The organism is Pseudomonas sp. GW822-FHT04C11, from assembly GCF_058800905.1.
In genome coordinates this window covers 365,903-385,100 of record NZ_JBXAMS010000005.1, presented here as the reverse complement: position 1 = coordinate 385,100, position 19,198 = coordinate 365,903, and the positions used below count along the sequence as shown (strand labels likewise).

18 protein-coding genes are annotated in these 19,198 nt (G+C 59.3%); 14 read left to right on the top strand and 4 right to left on the bottom strand.

Going from position 1 to position 19,198, the window contains the following annotated elements; translation table 11 throughout:
• Positions 1-27 precede the first annotated feature (27 nt).
• Both AC1RJ3_RS11430 and AC1RJ3_RS11425 read right to left on the bottom strand, forming a co-directional pair.
• A complete protein-coding gene (locus AC1RJ3_RS11430) occupies positions 28-1,293 on the bottom strand; it encodes a transporter associated domain-containing protein (protein ID WP_347927918.1) in 1,266 nt (421 codons plus the stop codon).
• A 12-nt stretch (positions 1,294-1,305) separates the two neighbouring features.
• A complete protein-coding gene (locus tag AC1RJ3_RS11425; RefSeq protein ID WP_054593852.1) occupies positions 1,306-2,118 on the bottom strand; it encodes a cytochrome C assembly family protein in 813 nt (270 codons plus the stop codon).
• 208 nt (positions 2,119-2,326) lie between these two features.
• Here AC1RJ3_RS11425 and ffh point away from each other — a divergent pair, with 208 nt between their 5' ends.
• The 11 genes from ffh (at position 2,327) to AC1RJ3_RS11370 (ending at position 12,858) form a co-directional block, all read left to right on the top strand.
• A complete protein-coding gene (ffh, locus tag AC1RJ3_RS11420; RefSeq protein ID WP_493078980.1) occupies positions 2,327-3,703 on the top strand; it encodes a signal recognition particle protein in 1,377 nt (458 codons plus the stop codon).
• Positions 3,704-3,952: 249 nt separating this feature from the next.
• The gene (gene rpsP, locus AC1RJ3_RS11415; RefSeq protein WP_003209587.1) at positions 3,953-4,204 is read left to right on the top strand and encodes a 30S ribosomal protein S16; all 252 of its coding nucleotides are present in this window, start codon (positions 3,953-3,955) and stop codon (positions 4,202-4,204) included.
• 5 nt (positions 4,205-4,209) lie between these two features.
• Positions 4,210-4,749, top strand: coding sequence for a ribosome maturation factor RimM (rimM, locus tag AC1RJ3_RS11410; protein ID WP_054593851.1), 540 nt, complete (start codon positions 4,210-4,212; stop codon positions 4,747-4,749).
• A 2-nt stretch (positions 4,750-4,751) separates the two neighbouring features.
• Positions 4,752-5,504 (top strand): tRNA (guanosine(37)-N1)-methyltransferase TrmD, encoded by a 753-nt coding sequence (trmD, locus tag AC1RJ3_RS11405; protein ID WP_019692017.1) that lies wholly within the window; start codon positions 4,752-4,754, stop codon positions 5,502-5,504.
• A 45-nt stretch (positions 5,505-5,549) separates the two neighbouring features.
• Complete coding sequence (gene rplS, locus AC1RJ3_RS11400; RefSeq protein WP_054593850.1) at positions 5,550-5,900, top strand: 50S ribosomal protein L19; 351 nt, start codon at positions 5,550-5,552, stop codon at positions 5,898-5,900.
• Between the two features lie 145 nt (positions 5,901-6,045).
• Positions 6,046-6,942 (top strand): site-specific tyrosine recombinase XerD, encoded by an 897-nt coding sequence (xerD, locus tag AC1RJ3_RS11395; RefSeq protein WP_054593849.1) that lies wholly within the window; start codon positions 6,046-6,048, stop codon positions 6,940-6,942.
• Positions 6,943-7,275: 333 nt separating this feature from the next.
• On the top strand, positions 7,276-8,007 hold the full coding sequence (locus AC1RJ3_RS11390) for a DsbC family protein (protein ID WP_054593848.1): 732 nt from the start codon (positions 7,276-7,278) through the stop codon (positions 8,005-8,007).
• A gap of 136 nt (positions 8,008-8,143) precedes the next feature.
• Positions 8,144-9,448, top strand: a complete 1,305-nt coding sequence (locus AC1RJ3_RS11385; RefSeq protein ID WP_054593847.1) for a homoserine dehydrogenase — start codon at positions 8,144-8,146, stop codon at positions 9,446-9,448.
• 66 nt (positions 9,449-9,514) lie between these two features.
• Positions 9,515-10,924, top strand: coding sequence for a threonine synthase (gene thrC, locus AC1RJ3_RS11380; RefSeq protein ID WP_493078974.1), 1,410 nt, complete (start codon positions 9,515-9,517; stop codon positions 10,922-10,924).
• Positions 10,925-11,043: 119 nt separating this feature from the next.
• Complete coding sequence (locus AC1RJ3_RS11375) at positions 11,044-12,387, top strand: transporter substrate-binding domain-containing protein (RefSeq protein WP_493078972.1); 1,344 nt, start codon at positions 11,044-11,046, stop codon at positions 12,385-12,387.
• A 183-nt stretch (positions 12,388-12,570) separates the two neighbouring features.
• The gene (locus tag AC1RJ3_RS11370) at positions 12,571-12,858 is read left to right on the top strand and encodes a DUF3509 domain-containing protein (protein ID WP_493078970.1); all 288 of its coding nucleotides are present in this window, start codon (positions 12,571-12,573) and stop codon (positions 12,856-12,858) included.
• A gap of 167 nt (positions 12,859-13,025) precedes the next feature.
• Here AC1RJ3_RS11370 and AC1RJ3_RS11365 read toward each other — a convergent pair whose 3' ends face one another.
• Complete coding sequence (locus tag AC1RJ3_RS11365; protein WP_054593844.1) at positions 13,026-13,979, bottom strand: TIGR02285 family protein; 954 nt, start codon at positions 13,977-13,979, stop codon at positions 13,026-13,028.
• A complete protein-coding gene (locus AC1RJ3_RS11360; protein ID WP_054593843.1) occupies positions 13,933-15,132 on the bottom strand; it encodes a CaiB/BaiF CoA transferase family protein in 1,200 nt (399 codons plus the stop codon). Before AC1RJ3_RS11360 ends, AC1RJ3_RS11365 begins: the two co-directional genes overlap by 47 nt.
• 149 nt (positions 15,133-15,281) lie before the next feature.
• Between AC1RJ3_RS11360 and AC1RJ3_RS11355 the strand changes: the two genes are divergently transcribed.
• The 3 genes from AC1RJ3_RS11355 (at position 15,282) to AC1RJ3_RS11345 (ending at position 19,087) form a co-directional block, all read left to right on the top strand.
• Positions 15,282-15,824, top strand: coding sequence for a YaeQ family protein (locus tag AC1RJ3_RS11355; protein WP_054593842.1), 543 nt, complete (start codon positions 15,282-15,284; stop codon positions 15,822-15,824).
• A gap of 66 nt (positions 15,825-15,890) precedes the next feature.
• On the top strand, positions 15,891-17,600 hold the full coding sequence (gene recJ / locus AC1RJ3_RS11350; protein WP_493078967.1) for a single-stranded-DNA-specific exonuclease RecJ: 1,710 nt from the start codon (positions 15,891-15,893) through the stop codon (positions 17,598-17,600).
• A 380-nt stretch (positions 17,601-17,980) separates the two neighbouring features.
• Entirely contained in the window at positions 17,981-19,087 is a 1,107-nt protein-coding gene (locus AC1RJ3_RS11345) for an NADH:flavin oxidoreductase/NADH oxidase (RefSeq protein WP_054593840.1), read from the top strand.
• Positions 19,088-19,198: the final 111 nt, after the last annotated feature.

The window sequence follows — 19,198 nt, the reverse complement described above, 5'->3', positions numbered from 1 at the left end:
ATGGTCGAACACCCAGGGATGTGGGTTTTACAGCGGTTTCGCTGCCGAACGCAGGCTTGTGGCCTCGCCAGCGGCTACGTGCCAGATCAATACCCGGCTGACACGGTTGTCTTCGGTTTCGAGGATTTCCAGGCGATAACGCCCGATTTTCAGGCACACCGCGCTGTCGGGAATGGTTTCCAGCGCTTCGGTGACCAGCCCGTTGAGGGTTTTCGGGCCGTCGCTCGGCAGGTGCCAGCCAAGACTCTTGTTCAGCTCACGAATCGAGGCCGCGCCCTCAATCACCAATCGGCCGTCGGCCTGCGGGTGAATGTGCGGGTTGTCGAGGCTGTGCTGGCTTTCGAATTCGCCGACGATTTCTTCGAGAATGTCTTCCAGGGTGACGATGCCTTCTACTTCACCGTATTCGTCGACCACCATGCCCAAGCGGCGCTGCTGCTTGTGAAAGTTCAGCAATTGCAGTTGCAGCGGGGTGCTTTCCGGGACGAAGTAAGGTTCGTGGCACGCCGCCAGCAAGGCTTCTTTGGTCAGGCTGGCGTCGGGCAGCAAATGGCGGATCTGTCGGGTATTGAGTACCGCTTCGACCTGGTTGATATCGCTGTGAAACACCGGCAGGCGCGTGCGTTTGTTAGCGCGCAGCTGTTCGATGATTTCCTCTATCGAATCGTCCAGATTGATCCCGTCGACTTCGCTGCGCGGCACCAGAATGTCGTTGACGGTGATGTTATCCAGCGCATGAATGCCCGACAGCGCGTGTGGGCGGCAGGTCGGGTGTTCGTGGTCGGTGCCGTCGTTCTGCGGGGCCGGTGGTTCGTCTTCGCTTTGCTGGACGACCTTGATCTTGCGTGCGAACGGCTTGAGCAGCAATTGGCTGATGCCGCCGAGCAGCCAGGCGGCCGGGTAAATTATTTTCAGCGGCACGCCGAGCAGGGTGTTGCCCAGCGCCAGAATGGTGTCCGGATAACGGCTGGCGAGGGTGCGTGGCAGGTAATCGGCAAATACCAGTAACGCAGCAGTGGCGCTCAGGCAGGCGAGCCATGGGCCTTTTTCAGCCCAGCCGAAAATCGCCAGCAGCGTGCTGATGACTACTACCAGTGCGCGGCACAGGGTATTGCAGAAGATCAGGCTGTTGAGCGGGAAGTTGAGTTTCGCCATCGGCTTGTCGCCAGAGCGCGAGGCGGTCCGCTGGGTCAATAGATGTTGCTGTGCGGCTTCGATGGCGGTGAACAGCCCTGACCACAAGATCAGCAGGGCTAGCACGGCGAGCAGCGGCCCTATGGGCAGGTTATCCATAACGAGCGCCCGTCAGATGTGCAGGATGAATTCGCGGACCAGCTTGCTGCCGAAATAGGCCAGCATCAGCAGGCAGAATCCGGCGAGGGTCCAGCGAATGGCCTTGTGGCCGCGCCAGCCAAGACGATTGCGGCCCCACAGCAACACGCTGAACACGATCCAGGCCAGGCATGCCAGCAGGGTTTTGTGCACCAGATGCTGGGCGAACAGGTTTTCGACGAACAGCCAGCCGGAGATCAGCGACAGCGACAGCAGGGTCCAGCCGGCCCAGAGGAAACCGAACAGCAGGCTTTCCATGGTTTGCAGCGGCGGGAAGTTCTTGATCAGCCCGGACGGGTGCTTGTGCTTGAGCTGGTGGTCCTGGACCAACAGCAGCAAGGCCTGGAACACCGCGATGGTGAACATGCCGTAGGCGAGGATCGACAGCAGGATATGCGCCAGAATCCCCGGTTCTTCGTCGATCACCTGCACCGTGCCCGAAGGCGCGAACTGCGCCAGCAGCACCGTGGTCATCCCCAGCGGGAACAACAACACCAGCAGGTTTTCCACCGGGATCCGTGAGCAGGCCAGCAGTGTCAGCGCGATAACGGCCGCGGCGATCAGGCTGGCGGCACTGAAAAAGTCCAGGCCCAGGCCAGTCGGCATCATCAGGTGGGTCAGGAGGCTCGCGCTGTGGGCCAGCACGGCAAGGATGCCGAGCGAGACCAGCAGGCGTTTGTTCGCCTTGGCGCCTTGGGCCAGACGAGTGCCTTGATAGAGAGTCGCAGCGGCGTATAAGCAGGCGGCGGCGAGGGTGCTGAGCAAACTGGGTGACAAAGGGAGCATAAATCCTGTTAGGCAAGCCCGAAAGAGGCTGAGTTTGGCATACAACCGACATGACACGAAAGACCACTCAACCAGACGGCGGGTGTGCGCCAGACGCAGTCTTCGCTATAATCCGCGACCTGCCCACGCCGCAGGCTCGCCGAGCACATGTTTTTCACGGTCTGGGCCGCCATTACCTCGGTCTCCATAGGGCCTGAAAGGATCGCGCATGTTTGAAAACTTAACCGACCGTCTCTCGCAGACGCTGCGCCATGTCACCGGCAAGGCCAAGCTGACCGAGGACAATATCAAAGACACCCTGCGCGAAGTGCGTATGGCGTTGCTCGAAGCCGACGTCGCCTTGCCGGTGGTCAAAGACTTCGTCAACTCGGTCAAGGAGCGCGCTGTCGGCACCGAGGTGTCGCGCAGCCTGACGCCGGGCCAGGCCTTCGTGAAGATCGTCCAGGCCGAACTCGAAAGCCTGATGGGCGCGGCCAACGAAGATTTGAACCTGAGCGCCGTGCCGCCTGCCGTCATTTTGATGGCCGGTCTGCAAGGTGCCGGTAAAACCACCACCGCTGGCAAACTGGCGCGCTTCCTTAAAGAGCGCAAGAAGAAGTCGGTCATGGTGGTGTCGGCGGACGTTTACCGCCCGGCCGCGATCAAGCAGCTGGAAACCCTGGCCAACGACATCGGCGTGACGTTCTTCCCGTCCGACCTGAGCCAGAAGCCGGTCGACATCGCCGAAGCGGCTATTAAAGAAGCCAGACTGAAATTCATCGACGTGGTCATCGTCGATACCGCCGGTCGCCTGCACATCGACGAAGAGATGATGGGCGAGATCAAGGCCCTGCACGCGGCGATCAAACCGGTCGAAACGCTGTTCGTGGTCGACGCCATGACCGGCCAGGACGCCGCCATCACGGCCAAGGCCTTTGGCGACGCGCTGCCGCTGACCGGTGTGATCCTGACCAAGGTCGACGGTGATGCCCGTGGCGGTGCCGCGCTGTCGGTACGTGCGATCACCGGCAAGCCGATCAAGTTCATCGGTATGGGCGAGAAGACCGAAGCCCTCGAACCGTTCCACCCGGAGCGGATCGCCTCGCGCATCCTCGGCATGGGCGACGTGCTCAGCCTGATCGAACAGGCTGAAGCGACCCTCGACAAGGAAAAGGCCGACAAGCTGGCCAAAAAACTGAAGAAGGGTAAAGGCTTCGACCTCGAAGACTTCCGTGATCAGTTGCAACAGATGAAGAACATGGGCGGCCTCGGCGGGCTCATGGACAAACTGCCGAACATCGGCGGGGTCAATCTGGCGCAAATGGGCAATGCCCAGGGTGCGGCAGAGAAACAATTCAAGCAGATGGAAGCCATCATCAACTCCATGACCCCGGCCGAGCGCCGCGACCCTGAGCTGATCAGCGGTTCGCGCAAGCGTCGGATCGCCATGGGTTCCGGCACCCAGGTGCAGGACATCGGGCGCTTGATCAAGCAGCACAAGCAGATGCAGAAGATGATGAAGAAGTTCTCCGCCAAAGGCGGAATGGCCAAAATGATGCGCGGCATGGGCGGTATGTTGCCCGGCGGCGGCATGCCGAAGATGTAAAAGATTCGCGTCGGCATTCATGTCGGCGCGGCCCCACACGGACGTGGGACCCACAGCAAGCCCGCATTGGCGGGAGCTGACTCGCCGTTGTTCGCAACGGCTCTATAGCAAATCTGGATGGCACACTGACAGGTGCCGGAAAAAGACGTTTGCAAAAGTCCGGATATTCCTTAGAATATGCGGCCTTTCGGGCACCTATGCCCGCTGTGCATTTAGATTTGCAGCACCGACTACAGGAACTATGTTCACATGCTAACAATCCGTCTTGCCCTTGGCGGCTCCAAAAAGCGCCCGTTCTACCACTTGACCGTGACCGACAGCCGCAACCCACGCGACGGTTCGCACAAAGAACAAGTTGGTTTCTTCAACCCGATCGCTCGTGGTCAAGAAGTCCGCCTGTCCGTGAACCAAGAGCGCGTAGCCTACTGGCTGAGCGTTGGTGCACAACCTTCTGAGCGCGTTGCTCAGTTGCTGAAGGACGCTTCTAAGGCTGCGGCCTGAGCGATATGAACGCGACGCCAGCAATCGCTGATGATTTGATCGTTATCGGCAAGATTTATTCTATTCATGGCGTTCGCGGCGAAGTGAAGGTCTTTTCCTTTACTGATCCGATTGGAAACCTGTTGGACTACAAAACCTGGACGCTCAAGCGCGAAGGCGATGTACGGCAGGTAGAGCTGGTCAGCGGCCGCGTACAAGGCGGCAAGTTTCTGGTCACAAAGCTCAAAGGTCTCGATGACCGTGAAGAAGCTCGTCTTCTGGCCGGTTTTGAAATCTGCGTGCCGCGTAACCTGTTTCCTGATCTGACCGACGGCGAGTACTACTGGTACCAGCTGGAAGGTCTGAAGGTCATCGACCACCTCGGGCAATTGCTCGGGAAGATCGATCACCTGCTGGAGACTGGCTCGAACGATGTCATGGTGGTCAAGCCTTGCGCTGGCAGCCTGGATGATCGCGAACGCCTGTTGCCCTATACGGAGCAATGCGTGTTGGCCGTCGACCTCGCAGCAGGCGAGATGAAGGTGGATTGGGACGCGGACTTCTAAGCGTGGCTAACTTGCGCGTCGAAGTGATCAGTTTGTTTCCCGAGATGTTTTCCGCCATCAGCGACTACGGCATCACCAGTCGTGCGGTGAAACAGGGGCTCTTGCAGCTGACCTGTTGGAATCCGCGAGACTACACAACGGATCGACATCACACTGTGGATGATCGCCCATTTGGCGGTGGTCCGGGCATGGTGATGAAGATCAAGCCCCTGGAAGATGCTCTGGTTCAGGCCAAGGCAGCAGCCGGGGAGGCGGCGAAGGTAATTTACCTGTCGCCCCAAGGCCGTCAACTGACTCAGTCGGCGGTACGCGAGTTGGCGAATGAGGAAGCATTAATCCTGATTGCCGGCCGCTATGAAGGCATTGACGAGCGTTTTATTGACGCTCATGTCGATGAAGAGTGGTCGATTGGCGACTATGTACTGTCTGGCGGCGAGCTGCCGGCGATGGTCCTGATCGATGCGGTTACACGACTGCTGCCTGGAGCTTTAGGGCATGCGGACTCCGCCGAGGAAGATTCCTTTACGGATGGTTTGCTGGATTGCCCGCACTACACCCGACCTGAGGTGTATGCGGATCAGCGTGTTCCCGACGTGTTGCTGAGTGGCAATCACGCGCATATCCGGCGTTGGCGTTTACAGCAGTCCCTTGGTAGGACCTTTGAACGACGCGCCGATCTTCTGGAAAGCCGCTCGCTTTCTGGAGAAGAGAAGAAGCTGCTCGAGGAATACATCCGCGAGCGGGACGATAGTTAACAACGTATCGATGGTAGATCCGACGATTTACCTTAGGAGCACAGCATGACTAACAAAATCATCCTTGCACTCGAAGCAGAGCAGATGACCAAAGAGATCCCTACCTTTGCCCCGGGCGACACCATTGTCGTTCAGGTGAAAGTGAAGGAAGGCGACCGTTCGCGTCTGCAAGCGTTCGAAGGCGTAGTAATCGCCAAGCGTAACCGTGGTGTGAACAGTGCTTTCACTGTTCGTAAAATCTCCAACGGTGTTGGCGTAGAGCGTACTTTCCAGACCTACAGCCCGCAAATCGACAGCATGGCTGTCAAGCGTCGCGGTGACGTACGTAAAGCCAAGCTGTACTACCTGCGTGACCTGTCGGGTAAAGCAGCTCGCATCAAGGAAAAACTGGTTTAAGTCCAGCTTCCGATGCAGAAAAAAGCAGCCTACGGGCTGCTTTTTTGTTGCCCGTGATTTATTCCTCTCCCTGAAAGCGCAGTGGTTTCGCGAGCGACCATGCTATGAAAGACTGTTCGTTGTTATCTGTCTTGCTTGAGCCTTTATGCCTGCCATTGATCACCCACTGATAGACCAGTTTCTCGACGCCCTGTGGTTGGAGAAGGGCCTGTCCGATAACACCCGTGACGCCTATCGCAGCGACCTGGCCCTGTTCAACGGCTGGTTGCAGGAGAAGGGCCTGGAACTGCTCAATGCCGGGCGCGAGCTGATCCTAGATCATCTGTCCTGGCGCCTCGAGCAAAACTACAAGCCCCGGTCTACTGCGCGGTTTCTTTCGGGTGTGCGTGGGTTCTATCGCTATTTGCTGCGTGAAAAGCTGATTGCCGTCGACCCGACATTGCGCGTCGACATGCCGCAACTCGGCCGGCCATTGCCCAAGTCGTTGTCGGAAGCGGACGTGGAAGCCTTGCTCGCCGCACCGGACCTGAGCGAAGCGATCGGCCAGCGCGATCGAGCCATGCTGGAAGTGCTGTATGCCTGCGGCTTGCGGGTTACCGAGCTGATCAGCCTGACGCTGGAGCAGATCAATCTGCGCCAGGGCGTACTTCGCGTCATGGGCAAGGGCAGCAAGGAGCGACTGGTGCCGATGGGCGAGGAGGCGATTGTCTGGGTCGAGCGCTACCTGCGTGACGGGCGTAGCGAGTTGCTGGGCGGACGGCCCAGCGATGTGCTGTTTCCGAGCCTGCGTGGCGAGCAGATGACCCGCCAGACCTTCTGGCATCGCATCAAGCATCAGGCCAAAGTCGCCGGGATCGGCAAGTCCCTGTCGCCGCACACCTTGCGCCACGCCTTCGCCACACATCTGCTCAACCACGGCGCCGATTTGCGGGTGGTGCAGATGCTGCTTGGCCATAGCGACCTCTCGACCACCCAGATCTACACCCACGTTGCGCGTGCCCGTTTGCAAGACCTGCACGCCAAACACCACCCACGCGGCTAGCGGAACACCGGTGGTTGAGGGCGCCTTTTGTGGCGAGGGGGCTTGCCCCCGTTGGGTCGCGAAGCGGCCCCAAAACTGAGTGCTACGGTTATTCAGACAAACCGCAGCAGCCGGTTTACGACTGCTGCGCCCGAGCGCGGACCGGCCGACGGGGGCAAGCCCCCTCGCCACAATGGTCGTCAGTCAGGTTTCGCATAGTGACTTGCGTCAGGCGCATTCGGCCACGCGGGCCTTATGTGGTAGGCTTTGCGGGTTTGCACGATGGGCGGTTATGACCCGGTGTTTCAGTACCGGCGTTCTAGCCGACCCATTTGCCCGCCTTCAGGAGTTCTCATGCGTCTGACCCAGATTTTCGCCGCCGCAGCCATTGCGTTGGTCAGCACCTTTGCCATCGCCGATGATGCGGCTGATAAAGCCATTCGTAAAAGCCTGGAAACCCTCCAGCTCGACACCCCGATCGAGTCCATCAGTGCCAGTCCGCTGGCCGGTCTCTATGAAGTCAAACTCAAGGGTAGCCGCGTGCTGTACGCGAGCGCCGACGGCCAGTACATCGTTCAGGGCTATGTGTTCCAGCTCAAGGACGGCAAACCGGTCAACCTGACCGAGAAGGCCGAGCGTCTGGGGATCTCCAAACTGATCAACGGCATTCCGGTTGCTGAAACCGTGGTTTACCCGGCGATTGGCGAAACCAAGACCCACATCACCGTATTCACCGACACCACTTGCCCGTACTGCCACAAATTGCACGCCGAAGTGCCTGCATTGAACAAAATGGGCATCGAAGTGCGTTATGTTGCTTTCCCGCGCCAGGGCCTCGGCTCGCCGGGTGATGAGCAACTGCAAGCCGTGTGGTGCTCTGCTGACAAAAAAGCGGCGATGGACAAAATGGTCGATGGCAAGGAAATCAAGGCTGCCAAGTGCGCCAACCCGGTTTCCAAGCAGTTCGCCCTGGGCCAGTCGATCGGCGTGAACGGTACACCGGCTATCGTTTTGGCCGATGGCCAAGTGATTCCGGGCTACCAGCCAGCACCACAAGTCGCCAAACTGGCGCTGAGTGCGAAATAATCCTGCGTCGTCACGGTAAGCCTTTGACGATCATGGAGCGGCGGCAGCAGTCGACGCTCCATTAATAGAGAGCCGCACGCTGTGCGGCTGTTTTCCACGGCCGACCTTGAGTCGGCCGTTTTATGGGGAGTTCACAGTGAAACCGGTCAAAGTAGGCATCTGTGGGTTAGGGACCGTCGGTGGCGGTACCTTCAACGTACTTCAGCGCAACGCCGAGGAAATTGCTCGTCGTGCCGGGCGTGGAATCGAAGTGGCACAAATTGCCATGCGCACGCCAAAGCCTCAGTTCCAGACGACCGGTATTGCGATTACCAACGATGTCTTCGAAGTGGCCACGAACCCTGAGATCGACATCGTTATAGAGCTGATGGGCGGCTATACCGTTGCCCGCGAGCTGGTACTCAAAGCCATCGAGAATGGCAAGCATGTGGTCACCGCGAACAAGGCACTGATCGCCGTTCACGGTAATGAAATTTTCGCCAAGGCCCGCGAGAAAGGCGTGATCGTGGCGTTCGAGGCAGCGGTAGCCGGTGGCATTCCGGTGATCAAGGCGATTCGTGAAGGCCTGTCGGCCAACCGCATCAACTGGGTCGCCGGGATCATCAACGGCACCGGCAACTTCATCCTCACCGAAATGCGTGAGAAGGGCCGGACTTTCGAAGATGTGCTCGCCGAGGCGCAAGCGCTGGGTTACGCAGAAGCCGATCCGACGTTCGACGTTGAAGGCATCGATGCGGCGCACAAGCTGACGATCCTGGCGTCCATCGCGTTCGGTATCCCGCTGCAATTCGACAAGGCCTACACCGAAGGCATCACCAAGCTGACCACCGCTGACGTGAACTACGCCGAAGCGCTGGGCTATCGCATCAAGCACCTGGGCGTGGCGCGTAGCACCGCTGCCGGCATCGAACTGCGTGTGCACCCGACGCTGATCCCGGCCGATCGCCTGATCGCCAACGTCAACGGCGTGATGAATGCGGTGATGGTCAACGGCGACGCTGCCGGTTCGACCCTGTTCTACGGGGCGGGCGCCGGTATGGAACCGACCGCTTCGTCGGTCATCGCCGACCTGGTGGATGTGGTTCGCGCCATGACCAGCGACCCGGAAAACCGCGTACCGCACCTGGCTTTCCAGCCGGATTCGCTGTCGGCCCACCCGATCCTGCCGATCGAAGCCTGCGAAAGCGCTTACTACCTGCGCATCCAGGCCAAGGATCATCCGGGCGTGCTGGCTCAGGTCGCGAGCATTCTGTCGCAGCGTGGTATCAACATCGAATCGATCATGCAAAAGGAAGTCGAAGAACACGACGGCCTGGTGCCAATGATCCTGCTGACCCACCGTGTGCAGGAACAGCGCATGAACGATGCGATCGCCGCCCTGGAGGCCCTGGCGGACGTGGTCGGTCCGGTGGTGCGGATCCGCGTCGAGCACCTGAACTAAGTCGTTATTGTTCACCGGGCTCGTGCGCGAGCCCGGGTTTGCGAACTCTGAATAGTGGAGCCAGTCATGCGTTATATCAGTACCCGCGGCCAGGCACCGGCCCTGAATTTCGAAGACGTGCTGCTGGCCGGTCTGGCCAGTGACGGCGGCCTGTACGTGCCGGAAAACCTGCCACGTTTCACCCAGGAGGAAATTGCTTCCTGGGCCGGCCTGCCGTATCACGAGCTGGCTTTCCGGGTGATGCGCCCGTTTGTTACCGGCAGCATCCCGGATGCCGACTTCAAGAAAATCCTCGAAGAAACGTACGGCGTGTTCTCTCACAGCGCCGTGGCACCGTTGCGTCAGCTGAACAGCAACGAATGGGTGCTGGAGCTGTTTCACGGCCCGACCCTGGCGTTCAAGGACTTCGCCCTGCAATTGCTCGGTCGTCTGCTCGACTACGTGCTGGAAAAACGCGGTGAGCGCGTAGTGATTGTCGGCGCCACTTCGGGCGATACCGGTTCGGCCGCCATCGAAGGCTGCAAGCACTGCGAAAACGTCGACATCTTTATCCTGCACCCGCACAACCGCGTGTCCGAAGTGCAGCGTCGGCAGATGACCACGATCTTCGGCGAGAACATCCACAACATCGCCATCGAAGGCAACTTCGATGACTGCCAGGAAATGGTCAAGGCGAGCTTCGCCGACCAGAGCTTCCTCAAAGGCACGCGCCTGGTGGCGGTGAACTCGATCAACTGGGCGCGGATCATGGCCCAGATCGTCTACTACTTCCACGCAGCCCTGCAGTTGGGCGGCCCGGCGCGCTCGGTGTCGTTCTCGGTGCCAACCGGCAACTTCGGCGACATCTTCGCCGGTTACCTGGCACGCAATATGGGCCTGCCGATCAATCAGTTGATCGTCGCCACCAACCGCAACGACATCCTGCACCGCTTCATGAGCGGCAACCAGTACGTCAAGGAAACCCTGCACGCGACACTGTCGCCATCGATGGACATCATGGTCTCGTCGAACTTCGAGCGCCTGCTGTTCGACCTGCACGGTCGCAATGGTGCGGCGATTGCCGGCCTGATGGACACCTTCAAGCAAGGTGGCGGTTTCAGCGTCGAGCAAGAGCGCTGGACCGAAGCGCGCAAACTGTTCGACTCGCTGGCCGTGGATGACGCGCAAACCTGCGAGACCATCGCTGAAGTCTTCGAACAAACCGGTGAGCTGCTCGATCCGCATACCGCCATCGGCGTCAAGGCTGCGCGTGAGTGCCGTCGTAGCCTGGATATTCCGATGGTGATTCTGGGAACGGCCCATCCGGTCAAATTCCCTGAAGCCGTCGAAAAAGCCGGCGTAGGAAAAGCGCTTGAACTGCCTGCCCATCTTTCTGATTTGTTTGAGCGAGATGAGCGCTACACAGTTTTGCCAAACGACCTGAAAGCCGTGCAGGCCTTTGTCAGTCAGCATGGCAACCGCGGTAAGCCACTCTGACAGGATTTACCTGTCACATTTTGAAGCCCGTCTCCTGACGGGCTTTCTCATTTCTGCATGGCACACTTGTCGTCGTTTCGCCCCTCAAGGATGGGTGAGTGGACGTGAAGGAAGTAGGCATGTGGTTTTTTAATGGATTAAAGCCGGCTTTGTGCTGGGTGTTTTTATTGAGTGCCATGGGGCTTGGGCATTGTGCATTGGCGGCTCAACTCGGTGCTTTGGACGTAAGGTCTGCCGACAGTCATGACGGTCTCAAGCTTGAGGCTCACGAGCTCAAATGGATAGCCGAGCACCGGCGAGTGATCGTCGCGTCGGTGCAGTTCCCGTTGTACTTGTTCAAGGATGAGCACGGTCAATGGAGCGGTCTGAACAACGACATTCTCCAACGTCTTTCACGGATGACCGGGCTGGAGTTTGTTCATGAAGAGTCGTTCTCGACCGAACACCTGCTCGGACTGCTGGAAAGTGGCAAGGCAGACATGAACACGACACTGTCGGTGAACGATGAACGCAAAGGCTTTCTGGATTTCAGCCATGCCTTTGGCGGGGCTGGCTGGGTGTTCGTCGGGCGGGCCGGAGCTGCTTCGGTCGATTCGTTAGAGGACCTTTCGGGCAAGGTTCTGGCGCTACCGGCCAGGCATGCGCTGGAGGCCGGCATCCGCCGTGACTATCCACAGATCGAGCTGCGCTCGGTGAAAACCTACGCCGAGGCACGCGCCCTGGTCGAAAGCGGCGAAGCCGACGTCACCATTGAAAATGAAACGGGCGCCCACCTGTACCCTGCAGGCCGGCTGGCGATCGGCCCAAGTATCGAAGGTATGTGGGAGGCCGACCATCTCGCCCTGCGCAAAGGGCAGCCACAGCTGTTGAGCATTCTCAACAAGGCGCTCGAGGCTTTTCCTCCGGCAGAGTTGCGAGCCATTCGTTCCAAGTGGCTCAGCGGCGTAGTACCCAGTCAGCCACCCTCGCTGTGGCAGCGGTTTTACCAGTGGGGTTGCTGGGGAGTATTTTTCGCGAGTCTGTTCGGGCTGATTTCACTGCTGTGGAACCAGCGGCTGAGCATGCAGATCAAGCAGCGACTGAAAGCCGAGCAAGGGCTTGGTGATCAATTGGCGTTCCAGCATGCCTTGATGGATGCCATGCCCGATCCGGTGTTTGTACGGGATCTGGAGGGGCGGTTGATCATGTGCAACAAGAGCTATGAAGAGCATTTGTCGACCCGATTCGACCAGATGCAGGGAAAACGCCTGACAGAGGTCGACGTTTTGCCTGCCTCGACGGCCGAGCTTCTGCACGCGGAAATCATGGATCAACTCAGCAGTCGGAAAAACCGGTTTACCGAGCGCCAACTGACGTTCAACAGTGGTGTAAGGGATATTTATCAGTGGACGGTGCCGTTCTATAGCGCCGAAGGTTTGCTGCGAGGTGTCGTGGGCGGCTGGACCGATACCCATGGTCGGTAGCGTTATGTGCCTGGCTGACGCTGTTAACCTGCTGTTTTTTTCTTGTCATCTTTCCCATGCATGCTCTGAAGACTCAGGGTAAAGCGACATACCGTCAGTCGAGTTCAGAACTTTCTTCTCGGGCCAGTGGTCATTTATCACGCCCTTGGCACTTTGTTTTCGGACTATTGAATGGTGATCGAGATGGAAAGTATCAGCCTATTGCTGGGTGAGGCATTGAGCCCGTATCAGGTAACACTGACCCCGTCAGGTACCCATGGCGAATGCCTGGTGACATTGAAGAGTACCGCTGGCGCTATCGTGGTTGAACGTGAGTTCAATCAGGCGCAGTTCACGGATAAACGGTTGCTGACGGATGTTGTCGACGGATTGCACCGCGACTTGTTGATCGCCGAGGGACGGCTGGAACCCAGCGTGATTGCGGCTCTGCGCAATGTTGCGCAAGACAAACGTCTGGCTGGCAGAAGCTGATTTGTTTTTTGCGGGAACCTTCGCGCAATCAGGTTAGTCAGACCCTGTATCAACAAGAGCGAGCATTGTGCTCCGGTGCTTGTCGCTTGTTGGGCGGGTCTTTGTAGGCCACGTTTAACCCCGAGTCGTCTCCCCACTTCTCGGGGTTTCTTTTGCCTGGCGTTTGGTCAGGGTGTCTCATTCTGGAAAAACCTCTTGGCATCTTCCAGGTACTCGCTGCGCATTTTCGGGTCGAGCCATTGGGCGTAAAACTCGACCAGCCTGGTTTGCCCCGATCCGCGCAATATTTTGTTGATGTGAGCGATGGCCTGACGGCCCTGCTCGGTATCCGAGCAAGCAATATGAGTCGACTGGTACTTGTCCGTGCCGCGAATCGGGAAAAACTCCAGTTCATCGGGCGAGATTCCTTGCTGTTGCGCCTGATAACGAATTTCCGACCAGTACCCCAGCAGGGCGGTCAAACGACCCAGGCGCTGCATTTGCAGCAGACTGCCAAGAGCATCGTTACCGTAATGGGCTGCCAGGCTGTTGCTCGGTGCCTGTTGCAGCAGGCGGTCAACGACCTGGCCGTAACTGCGTTCGGCGACCACTCCCAGTTTCTTGTCCTGATGCGCCAGCAATCGCTCCAGATCGATGCTGTTGCCGATGATGAAGGGCGCAAGCGCTTCGCGGTCCGCATGGCGTATCACAATGCCGTTGCCAGGGACTCGATAGGCTGCGATGGAGTAGACGATCCGTTTTGCCCGTTCCGCGCTCCAGAGCAGCGAAGGGTCGCAGGTGAAGCTGGGTTCCAGGAGCATTTGCATGCCGCGCGCGCGGTTGACCTGAAAGGTTGTGTGTTGGTACTCGGGCATGCTGGCGATCAATTGCGGTAAATACCGGTCGATCACGCCCTGGTTTTTTTGCGGCCCTTCGACAATCGTCAGCGGCGGCAGATCGCGCAGCAACCAGATCAACGTGTCCTTGGCTTGAGCGGCCGAGGGGATTGCCAGCAGGCATGCTAGCGTTGTGCCGAAACCCAGCACACGCAGGTACTGCGCCGCGCATCTGCGAATGGCTGACAACCCTTGCAGTTTAGATTGCCCCATCTGCACGCAGTTGCGCGATCTGTTCCACGTCATAGCCAAGCTCGCTCAACACCTGCACGTTATGTTCACCGAGCTGCGCGCCAACCCATTCGCAAGCGCCCGGTGTTTCCGAGAGTTTCGGCACGATGCCCGGCATCTTGAAGTCTTTTCCATCGGGAAGCTTGGCTTGCAGGAACATTTCCCGGGCAAGAAATTGCGGGTCGCTGAACATGTCTTCGGCGCTGAAGATCCGGCTGGCCGGCACTTCGGCCTGGTTCAACTGCTCGATCACCGCATCCAGCGGCAACGAACTGACCCAGCGATCAATGACCCCATACAGTTCATCGCGACGGCTATCGCGGCCATCGTTGCTGGCAAGCGCTGGATCGTTGGCCAGGTCGTCGCGGCCAATGGTCTGCATGAAGCGCTTGAAGATCGCATCGCCATTGGCGCCAATCTGCACGTGCTTGCCGTCGGCGCTGGTGTGGATGGAGGAGGGCGTGATGCCGGGCATGATGTTGCCGGTGCGCTCGCGGATAAACCCGAATACATCGAATTCCGGGACCATGCTTTCCATCATGGCGAAGATCGCTTCATACAACGCCACGTCCACCACTTGCCCCTGACCACCGTTGACCTCACGGTGACGCAAGGCCATCAGCGCGCCGATCACGCCCCAGAGCGCGGCAATCGAATCACCGATGGAAATCCCGGTACGCACCGGCGGTCGATCTTCGAACCCGGTGATATAACGCAAGCCGCCCATGGACTCGCCCACTGCGCCGAAGCCCGGTTGATCCTTCATCGGCCCGGTTTGGCCAAAGCCGGACAGACGGACCATCACCAGTTTTGGGTTCAGCGCATGCAGCACCTCCCAGCCAAGGCCGAGTTTTTCCAGCACGCCGGGGCGGAAGTTTTCGATCAGGATGTCGGCTTCGCCGAGCAACTGCTTGAGGATTGCCAGGCCGTCGGGGTGCTTGAGGTTTAGCGTCAGGGACTTCTTGTTGCGCGCCTGGACGAACCACCACAGCGAAGTGCCCTCGTAGAGTTTGCGCCACTTGCGCAACGGGTCGCCGCCGTCCGGAGATTCGATCTTGATCACTTCGGCGCCGAACTCGGCACAAATACGCGAGGCGAAAGGGCCAGCGATCAAAGTGCCGAGTTCGATGATTTTCAGGCCGGCAAGGGGTTTGGCGGTGAGCGGCATGGTCAATCCTGTAGGACAAAGGCTGAGCTAGTAGATCGTTTTATCATAGGCCGGAGCTCATCGCCCACGCTTGATGGCCGTCATGATTCGTTGATTGACCCCGGCATCGGTTAGACTTGCCGCCTTTCCTCGTATCAAGAAGCCCGTTCATGGCCCAGCCGTCCACGACCTACAAGTTTGAACTGAACCTTACCGACCTCGACCGCAGTGTGTACGAGAGCGTCAAGCAGACCATCGCCCGCCACCCTTCGGAAACCGAAGAGCGCATGACCGTGCGGCTGTTGGCCTACGCCCTCTGGTACAACGAGCAGCTGTCCTTTGGTCGTGGTCTGTCGGAAGTGGACGAGCCGGCCCTGTGGGAAAAGAGCCTGGATGACCGCGTTCTGCACTGGATCGAAGTCGGCCAGCCAGATGCCGATCGCCTGACCTGGTGCTCGCGTCGTACCGAACGCACCAGCCTGTTGGCTTACGGCAGCCTGCGCGTTTGGGAAGGCAAAGTGGTGCCAGCAGTCAAAAACCTGAAAAACGTCAACATTGCCGCGGTGCCTCAGGAAGTCCTGGAAACCCTGGCCAAGGACATGCCCCGCGTTATCAAGTGGGACGTGATGATCAGCGAAGGGACGATCTTCGTCACCGACGACCGTGGTCAACACGAAGTCCAGCTGCAATGGTTGGCCGGCGAGCGCGGCTGATTTTTCGCCGCAGGATCGCATCACCCGGTTTTATCCTACGTATTCAAGAGAAGCACCTGTTACCCCATGCGCATCGAACCTCGCCTATTGCCCGACACCCTGCCATTCCTCGGTGATATTCCACCCCTGCTGACCCGTTTATACGCGGCGCGGGGTGTGCAGTCTGAGGCGGAACTGGACAAGAGCCTGGCGCGCTTGATCCCGTATCAACAGCTTAAGGGTATCGAGGCGGCGGTGGACTTGCTGGTGGTGGCGCTGGAGCAGCGTCAGCGGATTCTGATCGTTGGCGACTTCGATGCCGATGGCGCCACTGCGAGCACCGTTGGCCTGTTGGGACTGCGCCTGCTGGGCGCGGCTCACGTCGATTATCTGGTGCCCAACCGCTTCGAGTACGGCTACGGCCTGACCCCGGAAATCGTCGCGGTGGCGTTGCAGCGCGAGCCGCAGTTGCTGATCACCGTGGACAACGGCATTTCCAGCGTCGAGGGCGTGGCGGCGGCGAAACAGGCCGGGCTCAAGGTCCTGGTCACCGATCACCACTTGCCCGGTGACGAGCTGCCGTTGGCCGATGCCATCGTCAATCCGAACCAGCCCGGTTGTGAGTTCCCAAGTAAGGCGCTGGCCGGGGTCGGGGTGATTTTTTATGTGCTGATGGCGTTGCGTGCACGCTTGCGCAGCCTGGGCTGGTACGAGAGCAGGCCGCAGCCGAACATCGGCGAATTGCTGGATCTGGTGGCGCTGGGCAGCGTCGCCGACGTGGTGCCACTGGATGCCAACAACCGGATCCTGGTGCATCAGGGCCTGGAGCGGATTCGCGCCGGTCGGGCTCGGCCGGGCATCAAGGCCATTCTCGAGGTGGCCAAGCGTGATCACTCGCGTATCACCTCGACCGATCTGGGGTTCATCCTCGGCCCACGCCTGAACGCGGCGGGGCGTCTGGACGACATGAGCCTGGGCATCGAGTGCCTGCTCACCGAAGACGTGGCACTGGCCCGTGAAATGGCCGCGCAACTCGATGGGATGAATCAGGACCGCAAATCCATCGAGCAGGGCATGCAGCGCGAAGCGTTGGCCCAGCTCAAGGACTTGCCGCTGGAGTCGATGCCGTTCGGCTTGTGCCTGTTCGATCCCGAGTGGCACCAGGGTGTCATCGGAATCCTTGCTTCGCGTATGAAAGAGCGCTATTTCCGTCCGACTATTGCCTTTGCCGATGCAGGCGACGGCATGCTCAAGGGCTCGGGACGTTCCGTGCAGGGCTTTCACATTCGTGACGCCTTGAGTGTGGTGGCGGCGCAACATCCGACACTGATCAGCAAGTACGGTGGTCACGCCATGGCGGCGGGCCTGACGTTACCGGAAGCGAACTTTCCATTGTTCGCCGAGGCCTTCGACGCTGAAGTTCGCCGGCAAATGCGTGAAGAGGACCTGACCGGGCGGTTGCTGTCGGACGGCACCCTGGCGGTCGAAGAGTTTCACCTGGAACTGGCCCGCGCCCTGCGCCATGCCGGTCCCTGGGGCCAACACTTCCCGGAGCCGCTGTTTCACGGTGTGTTCCAGTTGGTCGAGCAGCGAGTGGTCGGTGAACGCCACCTCAAGGTAGTGCTGAAAAGCGAATGTGGTTCGGTGAAGCTCGACGGTATTGCGTTTGGCATCGACCGCGACGTCTGGCCGAACCCGACCATTCGCTGGGTCGAACTGGCCTACAAGCTCGACGTCAACGAGTTCCGCGGCCAGGAAACCGTCCAGCTGATGATTGCCCACATCGAACCGCGCTGAGCCCGGTTCCAGCAGAAATTTCAATGGGGCCTTTGTGGCGAGGGAGCTTGCTCCCGCTGGGGCGCGGAGCGGCCCTAAGTGCGTTTTGTCTGACGCATGTCGGTGAATGGTTTTACGACTGCTACGCCCGAACGCGGACCGGCCGACGGGAGCAAGCTCCCTCGCCACAGGTTCCGTGCTGGCTTCTACTAATTGGAGCGTTTCGTTTCTGAACCCTCCCTCATCCCCCGATGTCGACTAGGCTCTAATCACTGCTTGATTGGCCTTGTGACGTTTTGTCCATTTTTTACCCGCGGGGGCGGGTGCCGCATCCTTTCCTGTCACTCGTCGACTATTCAAACAGAACCCTGGAGCCTGCCCACTGATTTGAGAGGTGCCCCATGAGTCTGCTGCTTGAACCGTATACCCTTCGTCAATTGACCCTGCTCAACCGCATCGCGGTGTCGCCGATGTGCCAATACTCCAGCGTCGATGGACTGGCCAATGACTGGCACCTGGTCCACCTCGGTAGCCGTGCCGTGGGTGGGGCCGGCCTGATATTTACCGAAGCCACGGCAGTCACCGCCGAGGGACGGATCACCGCTCAGGACCTGGGCCTGTGGAACGATGAACAGATCGAACCACTGCAACGCATCACCCGCTTTATCACCGCCCAAGGCGCCGTTGCCGGTATTCAACTGGCCCACGCCGGACGCAAGGCCAGCACCCACCGGCCGTGGCTGGGCAAACATGGCAGTGTCAAACCGGCGGATGGCGGCTGGACCCCGGTCGGCCCCTCGCCGATTGCCTTCGACCCTCAACACACGCCCCCCACACCACTGACCGAGGCGCAGATCGCCGAGGTGATTCAGGCGTTCGTCGAGTCGGCCAAGCGTGCACTGACCGCAGGCTTCAAAGTGGTTGAAGTGCACGCGGCTCATGGCTATCTGCTGCATCAATTTCTGTCGCCGTTGAGCAATCAGCGCCGTGATCAGTACGGCGGGTCTTTCGAAAACCGCATTCGTCTGGTGCTGGAAGTGACCGAGGCGGTACGCGCGGTCTGGCCTGAAGAGTTGCCCTTGTTCGTTCGGGTATCGGCCACCGATTGGGTCGAAGACGGCTGGAACCCGGATGAAACCGTAGAGTTGGCGCGGCGCTTGAAAGCGTTGGGGGTCGATCTGATCGACGTGTCATCAGGCGGCACTGCGGCGAATGCGGAGATCCCGACCGGGCCGGGTTATCAGACGCGGTTTGCCGAGCGTGTGCGCAAGGAGTCAGGGATTGCCACCGGCACCGTCGGATTGATTACCGAACCTGCGCAAGCCGAACACATTCTGCGCACCTGTCAGGCCGACATCATCCTGCTGGCTCGCGAGCTGTTGCGCGATCCCTATTGGCCACTGCACGCCGACGATGACCTGGGCGGACGCAAGGCCATCTGGCCGGCGCAGTATCAACGGGCGACGAGCCGCGATCAGCCGATTCATGAGTCGGATTTGCGGGACTGAGTGACGCTGAAAAAAACAAAAGCCCCGGCTGTTTGGCCGGGGCTTGCTTGTCTGGCGGAAATTTTTATCGGCTTTACTGGCCTCATCGCGAGCAAGCTCAGCTCCTACGGG

What these genes read in the sequence shown, in the direction of transcription:
- AC1RJ3_RS11430 (WP_347927918.1), bottom strand. Translation starts at nt 1,293, where the DNA reads ATGGATAACCTGCCCATAGGGCCGCTGCTCGCCGTGCTAGCCCTGCTG.
- AC1RJ3_RS11425 (WP_054593852.1), bottom strand. Translation starts at nt 2,118, where the DNA reads ATGCTCCCTTTGTCACCCAGTTTGCTCAGCACCCTCGCCGCCGCCTGC.
- ffh (WP_493078980.1), top strand. Translation starts at nt 2,327, where the DNA reads ATGTTTGAAAACTTAACCGACCGTCTCTCGCAGACGCTGCGCCATGTC.
- rpsP (WP_003209587.1), top strand. Translation starts at nt 3,953, where the DNA reads ATGCTAACAATCCGTCTTGCCCTTGGCGGCTCCAAAAAGCGCCCGTTC.
- rimM (WP_054593851.1), top strand. Translation starts at nt 4,210, where the DNA reads ATGAACGCGACGCCAGCAATCGCTGATGATTTGATCGTTATCGGCAAG.
- rplS (WP_054593850.1), top strand. Translation starts at nt 5,550, where the DNA reads ATGACTAACAAAATCATCCTTGCACTCGAAGCAGAGCAGATGACCAAA.
- xerD (WP_054593849.1), top strand. Translation starts at nt 6,046, where the DNA reads ATGCCTGCCATTGATCACCCACTGATAGACCAGTTTCTCGACGCCCTG.
- AC1RJ3_RS11390 (WP_054593848.1), top strand. Translation starts at nt 7,276, where the DNA reads ATGCGTCTGACCCAGATTTTCGCCGCCGCAGCCATTGCGTTGGTCAGC.
- thrC (WP_493078974.1), top strand. Translation starts at nt 9,515, where the DNA reads ATGCGTTATATCAGTACCCGCGGCCAGGCACCGGCCCTGAATTTCGAA.
- AC1RJ3_RS11375 (WP_493078972.1), top strand. Translation starts at nt 11,044, where the DNA reads ATGTGGTTTTTTAATGGATTAAAGCCGGCTTTGTGCTGGGTGTTTTTA.
- AC1RJ3_RS11370 (WP_493078970.1), top strand. Translation starts at nt 12,571, where the DNA reads ATGGAAAGTATCAGCCTATTGCTGGGTGAGGCATTGAGCCCGTATCAG.
- AC1RJ3_RS11365 (WP_054593844.1), bottom strand. Translation starts at nt 13,979, where the DNA reads ATGACGTGGAACAGATCGCGCAACTGCGTGCAGATGGGGCAATCTAAA.
- AC1RJ3_RS11360 (WP_054593843.1), bottom strand. Translation starts at nt 15,132, where the DNA reads ATGCCGCTCACCGCCAAACCCCTTGCCGGCCTGAAAATCATCGAACTC.
- AC1RJ3_RS11355 (WP_054593842.1), top strand. Translation starts at nt 15,282, where the DNA reads ATGGCCCAGCCGTCCACGACCTACAAGTTTGAACTGAACCTTACCGAC.
- recJ (WP_493078967.1), top strand. Translation starts at nt 15,891, where the DNA reads ATGCGCATCGAACCTCGCCTATTGCCCGACACCCTGCCATTCCTCGGT.
- AC1RJ3_RS11345 (WP_054593840.1), top strand. Translation starts at nt 17,981, where the DNA reads ATGAGTCTGCTGCTTGAACCGTATACCCTTCGTCAATTGACCCTGCTC.